This window comes from Paenibacillus sp. JT31N11 (assembly GCF_056269285.1).
In genome coordinates this window covers 49,426-66,379 of sequence record NZ_JBWDNQ010000003.1, presented here as the reverse complement: position 1 = coordinate 66,379, position 16,954 = coordinate 49,426, and the positions used below count along the sequence as shown (strand labels likewise).

At 50.8% G+C, this 16,954-nt stretch carries 10 protein-coding genes and 2 pseudogenes; 5 read left to right on the top strand and 7 right to left on the bottom strand.

The annotated features are described in order from the left end of the window. Positions 1-153 precede the first annotated feature (153 nt). The 3 genes from AC0YNV_RS12870 to AC0YNV_RS12860 all read left to right on the top strand — a co-directional run bounded on the left by AC0YNV_RS12870 (position 154) and on the right by AC0YNV_RS12860 (position 3,676). On the top strand, positions 154-1,359 hold the full coding sequence (locus AC0YNV_RS12870; RefSeq protein WP_475768467.1) for a sensor histidine kinase: 1,206 nt from the start codon (positions 154-156) through the stop codon (positions 1,357-1,359). A gap of 16 nt (positions 1,360-1,375) precedes the next feature. Further along, positions 1,376-2,047 carry a response regulator gene (locus AC0YNV_RS12865; RefSeq protein WP_475768466.1) on the top strand — a complete coding sequence of 224 codons (672 nt, stop codon included), beginning with the start codon at positions 1,376-1,378 and terminating at the stop codon, positions 2,045-2,047. Between the two features lie 147 nt (positions 2,048-2,194). Then, positions 2,195-3,676 carry a serine hydrolase domain-containing protein gene (locus tag AC0YNV_RS12860; RefSeq protein ID WP_475768465.1) on the top strand — a complete coding sequence of 494 codons (1,482 nt, stop codon included), beginning with the start codon at positions 2,195-2,197 and terminating at the stop codon, positions 3,674-3,676. A 167-nt stretch (positions 3,677-3,843) separates the two neighbouring features. Here AC0YNV_RS12860 and AC0YNV_RS12855 read toward each other — a convergent pair. From AC0YNV_RS12855 to AC0YNV_RS12830, 6 genes and pseudogenes are all read right to left on the bottom strand, one after another. Continuing rightward, a pseudogene (locus AC0YNV_RS12855) lies at positions 3,844-6,318 on the bottom strand (glycoside hydrolase family 2 protein). Positions 6,319-6,381: 63 nt separating this feature from the next. Next, positions 6,382-8,706, bottom strand: coding sequence for a glycoside hydrolase family 3 N-terminal domain-containing protein (locus AC0YNV_RS12850; protein WP_475768917.1), 2,325 nt, complete (start codon positions 8,704-8,706; stop codon positions 6,382-6,384). A gap of 211 nt (positions 8,707-8,917) precedes the next feature. After that, the gene (locus AC0YNV_RS12845; RefSeq protein ID WP_475768464.1) at positions 8,918-10,468 is read right to left on the bottom strand and encodes an ABC transporter substrate-binding protein; all 1,551 of its coding nucleotides are present in this window, start codon (positions 10,466-10,468) and stop codon (positions 8,918-8,920) included. Positions 10,469-10,523: 55 nt separating this feature from the next. Continuing rightward, positions 10,524-11,396, bottom strand: coding sequence for a carbohydrate ABC transporter permease (locus AC0YNV_RS12840; RefSeq protein WP_475768463.1), 873 nt, complete (start codon positions 11,394-11,396; stop codon positions 10,524-10,526). After that, a complete protein-coding gene (locus tag AC0YNV_RS12835; RefSeq protein WP_475768462.1) occupies positions 11,396-12,376 on the bottom strand; it encodes an ABC transporter permease in 981 nt (326 codons plus the stop codon). The genes AC0YNV_RS12840 and AC0YNV_RS12835 overlap by 1 nt, the downstream gene beginning before the upstream one ends. A gap of 278 nt (positions 12,377-12,654) precedes the next feature. After that, complete coding sequence (locus tag AC0YNV_RS12830; RefSeq protein WP_475768461.1) at positions 12,655-14,931, bottom strand: helix-turn-helix domain-containing protein; 2,277 nt, start codon at positions 14,929-14,931, stop codon at positions 12,655-12,657. A 297-nt stretch (positions 14,932-15,228) separates the two neighbouring features. Between AC0YNV_RS12830 and AC0YNV_RS12825 the strand changes: the two genes are divergently transcribed. After that, positions 15,229-15,354 carry a hypothetical protein gene (locus AC0YNV_RS12825; protein ID WP_475768460.1) on the top strand — a complete coding sequence of 42 codons (126 nt, stop codon included), beginning with the start codon at positions 15,229-15,231 and terminating at the stop codon, positions 15,352-15,354. Positions 15,355-15,498: 144 nt separating this feature from the next. Next, positions 15,499-15,633, top strand: a pseudogene (locus tag AC0YNV_RS12820) (DNA alkylation repair protein); the annotation flags it as partial. Positions 15,634-15,872: 239 nt separating this feature from the next. On the opposite strand, the gene AC0YNV_RS12815 reads toward AC0YNV_RS12820, so the two are convergent. Then, on the bottom strand, positions 15,873-16,712 hold the full coding sequence (locus AC0YNV_RS12815; protein ID WP_475768459.1) for an oxidoreductase: 840 nt from the start codon (positions 16,710-16,712) through the stop codon (positions 15,873-15,875). Positions 16,713-16,954: the final 242 nt, after the last annotated feature.

The following is a 16,954-nucleotide window of genomic DNA, read 5'->3' as shown; positions in this document are numbered from 1 at the left end:
ACGGAAATCCTACTGTAAGGCAGCTTTTGCAAAAAAAGCATCCGGAGCTGCCGTTTATCATGAAACTTCGTTGGTGCAAATAATTCAACCGTGATAACATATAGAACAGTTAATAAGTAAGAAGGCATATCTCTATTCGTGAGGTGAAGCAGCATGATAGCCAGTCCGGCAGCGGAGCTATTGGACAATCCATCCAGTTACAGACTGTTGTCTATTGTCAGGCTAAGCTTTTTTCTGATTCTTAGTCTGATGTATTGGTTTATTCAGGACCCGCTGGCCTGGTGGATTAAAGTCTTCATTATTGGAAGCATGATTATATTTGTCGCCAATCACTTTCTCTATTTCTATTTGGGCACAACCTGGAAAATATTAATTGTGCTGGTCGTAGATATCGCAGTAACAACCTCTTACAGCTATGTTTTTCTGAATCAGGAGTCTCCCGACCTTCTGTTTATGGGTTTATCCGGTTTATACTTTTTCATATTTGTGCAATCCCGGGTAGCCACGATCATCTGGTACCTCTTCTTTGCGGCTAATATTGTGACGTTAATCCTGATTCAGCTGCATCTGTACGGTCAAGTCGAAGTCGCTTATTATTTTGTAAACGGATCCTTCGTTGTCTTCGCCTGCCTGGTCGGATCTTTGATCCGTTATTATAAGCAGTCCCGGATGCAGACGGTACGCTTGCACGCAGAATTAGAAGGATCCTATAAACAGCTGAATGAATACGCCCTTCAAGTAGAAGAATTGTCCGTTAACCGCGAAAGGGTCCGGATTGCAAGGGAAATCCACGATACGGTCGGCCATAATTTGACAGCTCTTCTCATACAGCTGGAGGTCGTCCGCAAGCTGCAGGATATCGATTTGGCAAAGGGACGGGAGAGCTTGCTGCAGTGTGAAGAACTGGTCCGCTCCGCCCTGCGTGAAGTCAGACTCTCGGTGCGGACCATCCGCGAAGAGGACAGCCGGCTGACCATCAAGGAATCTCTTGAGAAGCTGGCCGGACAATTCGCGGAGATGACCGGCATGCAAATTTTCGTTGAAGTGGATCTGGAATCTCCACCTGTATCGGACTCTCTGCATCTCACTATCATTCGAATCGTGCAGGAATCTTTAACGAATGCGCAGAAGCATGGCACCGCTTTGCAAGCATGGGTGACGCTGCGAAGCTCCGCCCGGCGAATCGACATGACCATAAGCGATAACGGATCGGGAAAAGCAGCATTCACGCCAGGATTTGGACTGCTCAACATGAGGGAGCGGGTACAAGAGCATGGAGGAACGATACGTATGGATTCCGGTCAAGACAACGGCTTTGAAATCACGGTATCGTTCCCGCTGGCTGAACAAACCGCTTAAGCAGGAGGAAACAGGAATGATTCGGATATTGATTGCAGATGATCAGAGACTGATGCGTGAAGGACTCTCTACTATTATAGGTTTGGAAAAAGATATAGAAGTCGTCGGTATTGCAGCAGATGGAAAAGAAGCTTACGAGATGGCCGCAGAGCATAAACCGGATGTTGTCCTGATGGATATCCGCATGCCCGTTGTGGATGGAGTAGAGGGAACCCGGCTCATCCGCCGGCATCTGCCGGACGTTAAAGTGCTGATACTGACGACATTCGAGGATATTGAACTCATTATCATGGCTCTGGAGCTGGGCGCCAACGGCTATCTATTGAAAGACATGCCGTCCGAGACGATCATAAGCGCCATCCATACCATTCAATCCGGTGGAATGGTGCTTCAGCCCAATATAACGACCCGGATTCTCGATGCCTGGAAGAAGCACGAGGCTCACAACACTCCTGGTATTCCGAGCATAGACCCGCGTATATCGCTGTTGAATCACCTTTCGGACCGTGAAAGAGAGGTATTGCAGCTGCTGGGGCGCGGTTTGAATAATAAAGAAATTGCTGCTGAACTGGTCATTACCGAAGGAACGGTCAAGAATCATGTATCCAATGTCATAACCAAGCTCGATTTGCGCGACCGGACCCAGGTTGCCATTTTTGCGGTTAAGCAGGGAATCGCCATTTTCTAGTCATGACTTTGTGCATACGATATGAAAAAAGGTAGAAAACACATGCGCTCGCATGTGTTTTTTGCTGCCCGAAATCTATCGTACTGCAGATTTGCTTCCCGTTTGATTTTGATACATTTAGTACAGAACAAAACGGAGGCGATCAGCATGTACAAACGGATAATCCTATTGGCAATCATTTTAATAAGTATTTTTGCAGCTAACGCATACGCAGATGGGGATCAGGGGAATTTGCTTGGAATTTCAGGGGATAACGAACAGCATATCGGGCAGATCGTTCATGAGTATATGAATAAGGGAAAGATTCCCGGAGTATCTCTGGTAATTGTGAAGGAGGGCCAGACCGTTCTCAAAGAAGGGTTCGGCTATGCAGACAAACACTCCGGGACGGGGGTAACCGCCGATACAGCCTTTCAGCTCGGCTCGTTATCGAAGTCATTCACGGGTTTGGCGATCACGGATTTATCAGAAAAGGGTTTGATTGAACTGAACAAGCCTGTCTCTTTCTACTTGCCATGGTTTCATGTCTCATACAACAACGCTCCGGTCGACATTACACTCCAACAATTAATGGAGCACTCCAGCGGATTCGGGACGGAATCGTTCATCGATATTCCGGCTTCTGCTGATCAGAATGCTTTGGAGCAAGGGGTAAGAAGCTTGGTTGGCAGCTCTTTGAAGACTGCTCCAGGCAAGAGCTATGCGTATTCCAATGTGAATTTCAACATTTTAGGCCTCATTATAGAGCAAGTTTCAGGTCAGACTTATGCGAATTACATGAACGAACATGTTTTCAAGCCTTTGCAGTTAACCAACACGAGCGTCCGCGGAGGGCAGCTGCCCGAGCAGATGGCGGCGGGATATAAGCCGGCTTTTTATGGGGCAAGGCCGTATTTTGTTCCGCTTAGCCTTAGTCAATCTCCATCGGGGTTCATCATTTCAAATGGAAATGATATGGAAAAATGGTTGAAGTTCAATCTGGGTATCACACACGCAAGCGACCTTCATTTCGTTCACCCAAGCGGGACCAGCCCGTTTCACTACGATGGAGGCTGGGAGTTCGATCCCAAGACCAATCAAATTCAGCATGGCGGTAATTTAGAGAACTATTCTTCGTATATCGTTATGGAGCCCGGTAGCAAGACCGGTGTTGTTGTATTGGCGAACTTGAACTCCGGCTATACGACTGCTATTGGCGAAGAAGTGATGTCACTGCTGCAGGGACATAAACCGGCAACGGGTTACTCGGATGTTTATGTCATGACCGATCTGGTCAGCTCCACACTCATCCTTGCCATGGGAGCGTTCAGTCTCCTTATGCTTTGGCCTTTAGCTAATGTGATAAAAGCAATTCGTTCAGGGCGCAGACATTACAAAGCCAGACCACTTTCGGTTCTGACGGCTGCCATAACCCTCTTGCTGCTCGTAGTGGTCTGCTATGTGATTGTCATTTTTCCAACCTTTATATTTCCAAATGCGGGGTGGAGCTTCATTTTTGATTGGATGCCCGATACAACCATATACGGCATGACGCTGCTGCTGTGCTTTTTAACGCTTCTTGCAGCCACTATATCGATAAGGCTTCTATATCGGGAACGTTTGGGAGCCGCCGATGCGCCGCTTCGCTGATACGAACATCAAGCCTGTTACCAGCATTAATGTTCCTGAGAAAAATATCGTGTACGGCTACAACCCAAAATGTTTAGTCATATGCCGTACACCGTCACACAGTATTCCGATTCCCTTGCCTGGCATCCACTGCTTATTGACAATCTCGCGAATGTCTCGGCGTCGCTTTACGTCGCGCCTCCAGGCGTCGCGGCGAAATCAGCCAACGAGCGGATGGACAGTCGCCCGGGCGAATCAGAGATGAAGGGGCGGGGGCCATCGTCTCTTCTCCGGAAGCTGACGCTGACCGGGATTCCGGGTAATAAATCGAAGAAATTATCGCTAAAGATGCCTTCCTTCTCCGCCTCGAGGACGACGCTCTTGGCGAGACTCGAAGCCGTGAGGGTCAGATCGCCCGTCCCTTCCGTTTCCGTTGCGCGGATATCCGGCACATCAAGACGAAGCCTGCGGACTGGCACGAAATAGTGCTCCGAGCGGTCGAGCAGCCTCCCGTCTTCTCCGGTCAGCTCGCCTGCCAGCACAGTCCGGTCCGTGTCGGCGCCTTGCAGCCATTCCTCTGCGGCTATTGTCCATAACAGCTGCGCACGATTCGGATCCGCCGCAAGAACGGGCAACGTCTGTTCCTTGAGCTTTTTACCTCCGAAATCCAGCAGCCGGACAGTGAGTCGGCCCGTTACCGGCGTGAGGGAATCAGACACCAAATAAAAAAGCTTTTGCGGATCTGGTATTGCATCGCCTTCCACCGGCCAAAGTAGTCCATGCCTGCCCATGATGCGACTGGCCAGCAATCGTTCATCTGCCAGTACAGCGTGCCCATGCAGAGGCCCTTGCTTCTCCGGTGCGCTTCGACGGCCGTCTTCATCGCTTGCGCTTGCAGAATCTGGCTCATGTACAGGAAAGAGACGAAATCCTTCGGCTCCTTGACGTACATCCCGGAATATTGGCGGATCAGCTGGTTGCCGCTCTTGTGCTTCTGGTGAAGCAGCATCACCTCGGACTCAAGCTCCATTTCTTCGTCGCTTGCGTAAGCTTGGACCGTCCGATATTCGGGAAACGATTGGAAGCCGTATTCGCTCATGAACCGTCCAACGTTGTCCTCGTATTTCTCGAACGGCTCGGCCGCATGCCACACAGCCCAATAGTGATTGTCACCGCGCCCCGAGGATTCCGATGCATGCTGGTCGGCATAGGCTGTGGGCGCCTGCATCGGCGAGGACGGCCAATAATCCGTGCCCGGTGCGAGACGGGCTACGGCATCGGGCAGAACACGATGGAAAATCGCTTCGTAATCCTTCCACATCCGCCCGCGCTGCCCCGTGGAATAGCGCTGCTTCCAGCCCCAGCCGCCCTCTTCCGAATATTGGGACCAAGCCGTATCAATTTCGTTGTTGCCGCACCAGAGCGCAATGCAAGGATGGTTGCGAAGCCTGCGGATATTATCTTCGGCCTCGCGATCGATGCTTTCCAGAAAAGCATCGTCTCCCGGGTACATGCTGCAGGCGAACATGAAATCCTGCCAGACGAGAAGGCCATATTCGTCGCACAAGTCATAAAATTCATTATTTTCGTAAAAGCCGCCGCCCCATACCCGCAGCATGTTGAAGTTGCTTTCGGCCGCGCTTGAAATTTCGTGACGATACCGTTCGTACGTCACCTCCGACTGAAAGCTGTCATTTGGAATATGATTCGCGCCTTTGGCGAACACGGGAACGCCGTTCAACTCGAAACGGAAGCTCGTGCCGTGGGCGTCCGGCTCCCGTACCAGCTTCACCCTGCGCAGCCCCGTTCTCGTTTCCCGCAGATCGGCCGCTTCCCCGTCGCGTACGAGCACGGCCTGAAATGTATATAATGCCTGCTCCCCAAGCCCCCGGCACCACCAAAGCCGCGGATTCGGAATGTCCACTGCCAGCTCGATCCTGCCCATTCCCGCTTGAAGACGGACGGGTGTTTCCCATTCAAGCCCTGTATCGGCCAGCGTCAGCTTCAGGCTGCCTTCCCAATCTGTATCCGCTTCCGCCTCCACGACGGCCGTCACTTTCGCGAGCGGTGCCGTGATTTCGTCTTGCCGGATATAGAAATCGCGGATCGCGCAACCGCTCCAGGCTTGTACGTAAACCGGTTTCCAAATGCCGCTGGCGACGAAACGCGGGCCCCAATCCCACCCATAGTGATAGGGCGCTTTGCGGCTAAACACGCTCACCTTGCGATCACCGATCTCCCCCATCCCGGAATCGTCATTATTCGCGGGAAGTCCATATCCCCAGGCTTCCAGCTTTGCCAATCCTTCGTGAATCGGCGACCGAAAGCGGACGAGCAGCCGGTTGTCTCTCTCACGCGCCATACGCCGGATATCCATCCGCCAGGAACGGAACATATTATCCGCGGAGAGGATCAGAATTTCGTTCAAGTAAACGTCCGCATACGTATCCAAACCTTCAAACACGATTTCCAACCGGGATTCAGCCAGCAGTTCCTTCGGGATATCGAATAGGCTTTGGTATTCCCAGTCCAGCTTGTCGATAGAAGGGAGCTTCGATTTCCCCGGAACGCAGCAAATCGGTATGCACGCTGCCCGGCACCTTCGCGTTACGCCAATCGGCATCGTTCACAGCTTTAAACCGCCACTCTCCTGGTTGAATCATTGAAACCGTCAATATATTCCACTCCTTCCTGTATTCTTCTGCAATTCCCCTGGTCATCCGTTTTCATTGATCCTGCGCTATCGTCAACTCGGCTGTACAGTCTCCGGTCTGGCTGCCGCCGACTGTAATTCGCACCCTGCCCGGCTCCACGGCGAAAGCCAAACCGGCATCCCAAATCGCCAGCTCGTCCCGTCCAAGCTCAAGGACAACCGTCCGCGTTTCGCCCGCCTCCAGCCTGATCTTGCGGAAGCCTTTCAGCTCGGTCACCGGCCGCGTCACGCTTGCTTCCATATCCTTGATATACAGCTGCACGACCTCCTCGCCCGCCAAACCGCCGGTATTCCGGACATTTACCCTAACGGCGACACGGCCGCCCCGCTCGAGCTCCTCCGCGGTAACCGTGGCCGGCTGCAGCTGCAGTCCGTCATAAGCAAAAGAAGTGTAGCTGAGTCCGTGTCCGAAAGGATACAGCGGATCCCCGGTCATGTCGGCATAGCCCGGTCTGCCGCCGCCGTCCTTGTAATTGTAATAGACCGGAAGCTGCCCGGAAGACCTCGGCAGCGAGACTGGAAGCCTGCCGCTCGGATTAATTTGTCCGAACAAAATTTCCCCGACCGCCTGGCCTCCTTCCTGACCGGGGTACCAGGCGCACAGAAGCGCTCCGCAGAGAGGCTCGATATCCGTCAGCGCATGCGGCCGGCCCTGAATCACCACGCCGACGACCGGCTTGCCTGCCGCCGCAATAGCTTTCGCAAGCTCCCGCTGCGGCTCGCCGATCCGCAGGTCCGCCAGGTCGACGCCTTCGCCGCAGTCCATCTCGCCCGGGACACTACCGTCCGTAATGGCCGCTCCGTTCGTATCGAAACGGATATCGAAGTTCCGGGCGCTGCTCCCCCCGATGACGAGCACGACGACGTCCGCTCCTTCAGCGGCTTCCATCGCTTCCCGCCGTTCTTCCGGGGAGCCGCTGCGGATGCCGCTTCCCGCGGCATGAACGATTTCCGTACCCGCAGGGGCGGCTATGCGGATGCCCTCAAGCACCGTAACCCCTTTGCCCGTCGGCTGGGTCGACGTATAATCTCCAAGCTGATTATAGATATTGTCTGCGTTTGGTCCGATGACCGCGATTTTGCGAATGCGCCGGCCGAGCGGAAGCAGGCTCTCCTCGTTTTTCAGCAGAACAATGGATTCGCGCGCCGCCTGCAGATTGTCCACCCGGAACGTCTCGCTGCCGACCGCTGCCGAAGCTGCGGCCTCATCCGTGTACGGATTGTCGAACAGGCCCAGCTCGAACTTGAGCCGCAGGATGCGGCGAACTGCCCGGTCGAGCACAGCTTCATCAGTCTTGCCGGCCTTCACCGCCGCCTCCAGGGTTGTGAAGGAGGTATCCCACAGACTCAGATCGACGCCGGCCGACAGCGCCAGCGCCGCTGCCGATTCGTAATCGCCGGCCATCCGGAGCAGGCGGTCAACCGCTTGTCCGTCCGCCATGACCACGCCTTGAAACCCCCACTCCTCCCGGAGAATGCCGGTCAGCAGCCGTTTGTTCGCATGGCAGGGGATGCCGTCGATTTCATTGTAGGCCGCCATGCAGCCCTGCGCGCCCGCACGCACGCCTGCCAGCATCCCCGGCAGATGGATCTCGCGAAGCTCCCGCTCCCCGATTGCCGCCGGGCCGGAGTTGCGTCCTCCCTGTGCCGCGCCCTGGGCGCAGAAATGCTTAAGCAGCGCCGCGATCTTGTCCGGCCGCTTCAGCTCCTCCAGCGTTTTTCCCTGCAGGCCGCGCACCGCGGATTCCGTCATTCTCGCAGCGAGATAAGGGTCCTCGCCATAGCATTCCTCCGAGCGTCCCCATCTGGGCTCGCGGAGCACGTCGAGCGTGGAAATCAGCCCGATATGCGCCCCGCGTGCACGGATTTCGGCGGCGACATGTCCGTATACCCGCTCCATCAGCTCCGGATTCCAGGTGGAGCCGATTCCGATGTTCGTCGGAATAAGCGTGCCATCAAGCGCCTGATGACCATGCGGGCACTCCTCCGACAACAGTACGGGAATGCCAAGGCGCGTGTGCTCGCGAACATACCGCTGCACGGTGTTGGCCGCTTCCGCGCTCTCCGCCGCCGTAATGCCGTTCTCGTAAGTAACCGCCGACCAGGGGTCGGCCCGAAACAGGCCGTACAATGCCCCCAAGCCGTCCCCGAAGGCGACCTCATGCTTGAATGCCCCCGTCAGCTCGATGCCCGAGGTCGTCCGGCGATAAGCGTCCCAGCCGTACATATGCTGGTTGACCTGTCCCACTTTCTCCTTCAAGGTCATCCGTCCGAGCAGATCCTCGGTCCGCTCTTCTACCGCCAGCTCCTTGTTCCAATAAGCTTCCACTTGTCTCATTCCCTTCCGTCCGCGCAGCAGCAACACCTCATTTTCCGCCACGCACCGCAATTCCCCGGCAAGCGCCTTTCCGCGTGGAAAAGGGAGACCATTCCTCATCTTCCGAATCGAAAAAAAGGGTCTCCCTTCGTCAGCTACGCGGCTTTTCCTGCTCACTGCAACCTTCTGTCGTTCTTTCGTGAGCTGCTGTCTGACATATCCGGATTGCCGCTTATTTGGCGCTTTCCAGATAAGTATTCAATTGTTTCTGATATTCTGCTATGACTTTATCGATACCCGCGGCTTGTAATTTCTGCTGGGCTTGTTGAATATGGCTGTCATAGTCCACCACTCCGGCGTAGATCGGTGCCACATCGGAAGTAAGCACGGCCTTCACGTTTCCGAGTTCTGTCTTGACCGGAGTCGCGTCGAAAAAGAAGCCCGATGAAATAAAGTTCTTGGCATCCGGGTCTGTCTCATACAGCTTGCGGGTAGCATTTACAATATCGCCGACACGAATGTAATTCAGATTTCCGATCATCCAATCTGCATTCGGTATAAGCGAATTTTGAGTCTTCGGATCGAGTATGGCTTCCATCCCCCGGTCCCCGACCTTCTTATAGGTCTTTCCTTCGATACCGTACATAAACAAGTCGTAGTTGTCCTGACTGCCGTACAGCCAGTTCATAAATTGCACAACGGCCTCCGGATGCTTGCTGTTAGCCGCTACGACGTTGAGATTTTTGGCGTTGGTGAAGCGGTAATGTCCTTTCTCGGGATTGAACTCCTGCAGCGTGAAGTCGCCCAGCTTTGCCCCGGGCATATTTTTATCAAGATCCGCCTGCGTATCGGCAACCGTCCCCAGGATGAAGGACCAGTTCACTTCTCCAACCGCTTTTTGCACTTGATCCTGTTTCAATGTCAGCACGTCCGGGCTAATCAGCTTTTTCTGGTAGGCTTGCCGGAAGAACGCGCTTTCCTGTTTGAATTCTTCGCTGTCCACCCAGCTTTTGATTTGTCCATCCTTGGCAATCATCGCAATCCCGTCGCGGACATCGAATGGATATGAATCGAATGCGCGGTGCAGAAAATCCTCGCCGTTTGCGGATATATAGCTGAGCGTGAACGGAAACTGCGGTTTGGGTGCAGGCGCCGCATTGTACAGCTGCTCCATGATGTCCAGCATCTCCTGCGGCGTGCCAGGCTTGCTGTTGATTCCGTATTTTTTCAGCAGATAATCATTGGAAGTAAAATTGTTCACAACGGCCGGTTCCATCCAGTTGGCGGGAATTCCGTAAATTTTGCCGTCCTTGGTCACCGCATTGAAGATATCCTCGGGAATCACCTTTTTGATATCTGGACCGTATTGGTCCAATTCCGCGGAAATGTCCTTAACCGCTCCCCTCGCAATGTAATTGGACAGCGAAACGACATCGTTCATGACCTGGAACATATCGAAATCGGCGCCTGTCGACAGCATCAGGTTCAATTTCTGATCCCATACGGACCAATCGATATACTGCTCGTCAATCTGCACGTTCAGGCCGTCGGCCAGCAGTTTTTTGTTAACTGCATCCTTCACTTCCGGCCAGCTGTCCGGCGCAATACCCGGAATGACGTATTTGATCGTGACCGGATCGCCTTGGGAGGCATCGCCGCTATTCCCGTTCGCAGCATCTTTCTCCGGGACATTCGAAGCATTGTTCCCGCTCTTGCTGGAACAGCCCCCAAGTACCATGAGCACCAAAACCAGTGACAACATCAAAAATGCACTCTTTTTCAATCTGACCCTCTCCTCATGAATTGAATTTATATAAACCCCAAATAAGGGGGATATATCAGCCTTTCACGGAACCGATAATCAAACCTTTGACAAAATATCGCTGCAGGAAAGGATAAAGCAGCACGATAGGCCCGATGGTCAGCACCACAGTTGCCATTTTGGTCGACTCGGCGGGAATCGTGGTCATCTGTACACCGCTCGGAATCATATTCAGTGCGTCTATATTGGATTTTATCTGCAGCAGCAGGTACTGGACGGGGTACAGATCTTTATTTGATACAAGCATGATTGCGTTGAACCAGTCGTTCCAGTAACCAAGCGCATAGAACAAACAAATGGTGGCCAGCACAGGCACGCATAACGGCAGATAAATCTGAAATGCGATTCGTAAATCGTTGGCCCCGTCCACGTAAGCGGACTCTCGCAGCTCACCGGGCAGACTGTCCATGAAATTGCGTACCAGAAACATGTTGAACGGACTGAACATCAGCATCGGTATGATCAGTGCCCATATATTATCGATTAATCCAAGCTTGCTGCACATCAAATACCAGGGAACAAGGCCGGCGCTGAACAGCATCGTGATAAAAAAATAAAGAGCCAGGCCGTTTCGGTATTTAACATTTTTATTGGCCAGCGTATAGGCAGCCATGCCGGTCATAATCACAGCCAGCAGAGTACCTGCGACTGTTACGGAGATGGAGACGAAATAAGCTTTGAATAATACATTCCCTTGAGCGAATACGAGCCTGTAGGCCTCCAGCGAGAATTTATCCGGAAACAAGCTGTATCCGTGCTGTGTGATACTGTCCTCGCTGGAGAAGGAAACGATGACCGTAAGCAGCATCGGGAACAGGCAAAACAGGGAAAACAAAGCGAGAAACAGATAGATGAACATGGAAGCGATGGAAAAACGGCGTCGGCTCATTAATACAGCGCCCCTTCCTTATAAAATTTTCGCGTGATCCAGTTGATGGTAAAGACCAGTACAAAACCGACAACGGATTGAAACAAGCCGATGGCTGCCGCATTGGAAGGATCGCCGATTTGCCGGAGCGCGCGAAACACATACGTATCGATAACATCCGTGGTCGGGTACAATACGCCATTGTCGCCGATAATGGCATAGATCATCCCGAAATCCCCATAGAAAATTTTACCCAAATTCAACAAGGTCAATATGGCAATAGTAGGCGCAAGCAGCGGAAGTGTAATGCTTCTGATTTTGCGCCAGCGAGATGCGCCGTCAATATCGGACGATTCATATAGAGATTGATCGATGCCCGTAATCGCAGCCAAATAGATAATCGAGCCCATCCCTGCATCCTTCCAGATTTTCATGCCTGTCAGCAGCCATGGCCAGACATCCGGCTTGGAATTCCAGTTGACCGTCTGCAAGCCGACGTAGGCCAGCACTCGATTGACCATGCCAAAATCGGTAGCGAACAGCATGTACATTAAATAGCTGACGATAATCCAGGAAAGAAAGCTGGGAAAAATCATAGTGGATTGCGCCAGTTTGATAAATATCTTCTGACGGATCTCGTTGAACAATACAGCCACCGCTACCGCGAAGAAGGTGCCGAATACAAGGAACAGCAAATTCAACTTGATCGTATTCGACATTACCAGCCAGGCATCGCTCGACTTGAAGAAGAATGCGAAGTTTTGAAACCCGACCCATTCACTGTGCAGGATTCCCGTCTGATAATTAAACCGCTGGAAAGCGATTACCAGATAAGGATAAGTAGCATAGGAAAAAATAAATACATACAAGGCAGCCGGCAAAACCAATAAATAGGAAAATCGATTCCTGGACAGTTCGTGCAGGAAACCTGTCTTTCTCTTGACTGCCCCCCCAAGCGGATAGGTTGACGCCCCAGTCTGAATGGATGTTTTGTCCCTCATAAGCATGCACTCCTTTTGTTCCCAGCATAAGTCGCCCTCTGGCCGTTGTAAATTTCAATCTTGCGGTATTTGATGAGAAAATCAGCTATGTCTTCATTTCAAATAAGATTGCTCCAAATCAGGGATGCGGCGGAACGCATTTATCGCTTTCGGTTTTTGATGCGATAACGGCTATGTCTTCATTTCAAATCGGATCGCTCCAAACAAAAAGACGATGAAGAGAGCGAACAGGCTCTTTCATCGTCTTGTTTGGGGAAGGCCGACAACCGGCAGCTGGCTTATGCTTTATGGTTTTCCCTGTACTGGGAGGGCGCCATGCCGGTATGCTTCTTAAATACGGTAGAGAAGTAGGCAGTTCCCGGGAAACCGGATTGTGCGCCAGTCTCCGCAACGGTATAGTTCGTGGTGAGGAGCAGGTGCTTGGCCTGCTCGATCCGGATCATCGTCACATAATCGTTGAATGTCGATTGGACATGGCTTTTGAACAATTTTCCCAAATACCCTGGAGATAGTCCGACCTGACTGGCCGCATAGTCCAAAGAGAGTCCGGGATCCACGTATTTGTTCTCGATAAGCTGCTTGACCTCCTCGATCACCCTCGTGTTTTTCAAGCCCGACACCTGCTTTTTCTTTTCCTGAATGACCGTTACGATTTTATCGCAGCATTCCGTCAGGGTCGCCTTCATCTGATCCAATATCTCCACTTGTTGAATCCGGTGAATATAAATGTATAAATTGTTGGTGTCAATATCCCACCATTCCGAGATATGCTCAAACTCCCGGATCACCGCGAGCAATAAAAAGTTCGTAAACAGCATGGCCTGAGTATTCGTGCATTGGGACATCTGAACGATCCAATCGTCGATTTCTGTCTGAATGGCCTTGACGTTGCACATTTTAACCGCATCGATTAATTTCCTTTCATAAAGTGCCGGGTAACGCGAGTCGGCTATGCGATCCTGAATCGTCCGTTCAGCCGATAGGATGCTGTTATAACCGAAAAACAGACGGTATCCACTGTATACTTGCGCAGAGCGGTAAGAGTTGCGCAATTCGATGAAGGAATCGCACCAGTCTCCAATGCTGGCCGAAACCGTCAACTTGTAATACCTTTGGACTACATCTTGAATTTCCGCCAGCGCAAGATAAAGGGAATCGTTCAAATCCTTTTTGCCGGATTGCAGAATGATAACGATTTCATCCTCCAAAACGGCAACATCGTTCATATCGTTTTTAATGAGCAGCTCCTGGGCTATATTGCTGATGGCGAAATGGATCAGCTCCCTGTCGAAGGCAGAATACATCTCTTTAAACGATGGCAGGTTATCCACTTTAAACAAAATGACCAGGAAAAATGGTCCCTTGAGACGTTCGCCCCAGTCCCGCTCAATCTGTTCTACGGTCGCTTTATCGATACCTTTGAGCAGAGACAGAATGGAGCTGTTCTTCAATGCCTGCCTGGAACGATTCATTTTGGATTCCAGTATCTCCGCATTCATAAAAGCATTCGAGAGTAGCTTGTACTCATCATTTTTGAGCAGGCTGCCCTTGCCGGCTTCCGCTCCCTGGGATTCAATCACCCGATCGACCAGGACACGAATCGGATTGTATATATTTCCTGTTAAAAACAGCGCGGAAGCTGCGCCCAGAACGATCAGAAACAATGAGATGATCCAGGTCCAATTGCGCAGTTCATAAATATCCGACAACAAGATGTTATAAGGCCGCACGCTCACAAAATACCAATCAAGAGTGGACGATCTTACATAGGTTACCAGATTTTTTTGATGATCTATCGTCTGTACGAAGCTTCCCTGGTTCTGCGATCCGTCCAGTATGCGACGAACGTAATTCGTCTTGGAGAAATCGTCCATAAAATTATCCGGATCGGAATGGGACAACACCTGCCCGGAGGCATCCATTACGAACGTATCGCCTTTTTTGGTCGAAGCGTTGATACTGCTGATTGTATTTTGAATATAGGATTCGTCCAAATCCAGCACCAGCGCATACTTCGGTGTGACGTCGGCCTTCCACTGCGGCACAATGCGGAATGACAGCAATCGCAGCTTGTTCTTCTCATTCTTTAACGCCATGCGAGGATAGAATCCGATGTACTGCTCATCTGTAACCTGCGCAGTTACCTGCGGATCGCGCGGCAATCCGAGAGTATCGATATATTCTCCATTCGTGAAATTATATAGACCAATATCGGCAATGAAATTATAGACACTCGGAAGTTTGGAAATGACGATGTAGGCTTTTTGATTGGTTATTTTGTTAATATCGTCCTCATAAAAAAAACCGCCCACATCGTTTTCGACCAACAGTTGACTCGAAACATCTTCGATTTGCTTGTACACCACGTTCGCCGTATAACTCACCTGGGACAGCATTTGTCTTGACGAATGATCGATTTCTTTAATGGTTTTGGCCGAAAACAGGAAATACAAGGTGGTGCTGACCACGACGATAGACATGACGATCGCGATCAAGTAAGAAAGAACCAGTCTCCGATATACCCGGTATTGACGAATTCGATTTAAAAGTGACATTTAGTATCCCCCTCAGCCTCAGTATATCAGAAGAGAATAGCTCCCGGTGAATACTCTGTTATCTTAAATAACTCGGAAAAATTAAAATATATCCTTCAGGAATCTTTCTATTTCAATCTGCTCAATTTGTCTATCATTAAATTTCGCATTCAAGTCAGGGTTATTATGTCGCCCGCCGCTGCTTCGCTAAACGTAACCGCCCTAATCCTCGACGGTCTATAGCCATATTCCGGGAAGAACAGGTCGAGCCCATTGCCAATCCGCCCTTTCACTTGCGTCAGGTTGACGGATAGCTTCATGCAGATTCATGAGGATACGCAGATCGGCGTAGGCTTGTGTAGGCAGCTTCGGTTCGGCGTACTTCATGTTCCCGACGAGATCCACGATGGCTTTGGCGTCTTTACAGTCGCTCTTCGTCTGTGAATTGACCTCCTGTTATTTTGAGGCGCAGCAAGCTGGGGAGACGGGGACCACGGTTGCAGGTCGTCCAGTGATAACACATAGCTGTCCGGTATGTGATTATGATAAACTTGATGAAATCCTTCAAAATAAGGGGAGTGTTAATCAATAGATTTCGAAATGGTTATACAGGAACTTGAAACTCTCGGCAAGGAACGAACCAAGAAAATATACGTATCCAATGGCGCGCACGAACCGCTTTTTGGTGTGGCTACAGGCGAAATGAAACCCACCGCCGAAAAAAATTAAAAAAATCAGCCTTTGGCTGAGCCAGAGTGTCGAGAAACCCATTATTTTTAACGCTGGGTTTCTCGACACTCTGAAAGAACCCTTCGAAGGGTTCTTTGTTTGTCTGTGAGATAAGCCTAAGGAGAAGACTTGCCGTATTTGCCGGTTATACTCTCTTTAAGATAAATACGAAATACCGGTAAGGGACTCCGACACATCCCACAACTGTTTGGTAATTTGCGGATCATATAATTTCAGAACGGACGTGTCCACCTTCGGATACCCTTTGTTTCCGCCTTTTCCGTCCGGACCGATGTATTCGCCTCCCTTGAGTACGGATAAGTTGCCGCATACAAGGTCGGTAAAGCACCCATCTCCGCGGATTGCAGGGCTAAGAGTGCCTTTACAATTTTCATAAGGGGTCCTGTTTTTTCGGATCCAAGCGAGAACAGATTGGTGTTCGCTCTTCCCGGGTGGCTGCCCAGACTGATGGTATTCGAGCCGCTTGCCCTCAATCGTACATTCAACTCTTGGGCAAATAATAAATTGGCTAGCTTGCTTTGACCATAAAATTTCACTCTGTTGTAGCCATTGCTGCCATCGAGATTATCGAAATTAATTTTGGCTCCTCGTATAGCGGTACTGCTTAGAGTGACGACGCGAGAAGAAGGGACATTACTCATCATCGGCAACATAAGTCCAGTAAGCGCGAAATGACCGAGATGATTACTTCCGAACTGGAGCTCGAAACCATCCTTGGTTTTTTGAAAAGGCGGGGTCATGACGCCGGCATTATTGATGAGAAGATTAAGGGAATCATAAGATTGCTTATACTCTTGGGCAAATCGGCGGACGCTGGAAAGATCGCTAAGGTCCAGCTTCATCAATTTCAGAGATGCGTTCGGATACTCCTTTTTAAGTTGTCTGGCGACCTCCTCTCCTTTTTCTAAATTTCGAATGGCAAATACCACCTCGGCGCCTTTCGATGCAAAAGCCCGCGCGGTTTCATAACCGATACCGCTGCTCGCGCCGGTAATCACCACTCTCATCCCTTGTTGGTTCGGCATTTTTTCGGCTGTCCAAATGTTTTCCACAATGATTCCCCCCGTGATATTATTAATTCAACTAACGTTGTTTATTTAACTTATGTTGATTATTATATAGAATTGACAAGCTAATTCAATCGCTAATCAACGCAGTTTTGTTTCATATCCAACAACTTCGCCGGAAATGTTCAATAATAAAAAAGAAGGAGTCCCTAAAGGCTCCTTCTTTCGTCTAGATAAAGACTTAACATAAACCAAATGGCAGCAAACCCTAGTAATACAAGGATTTG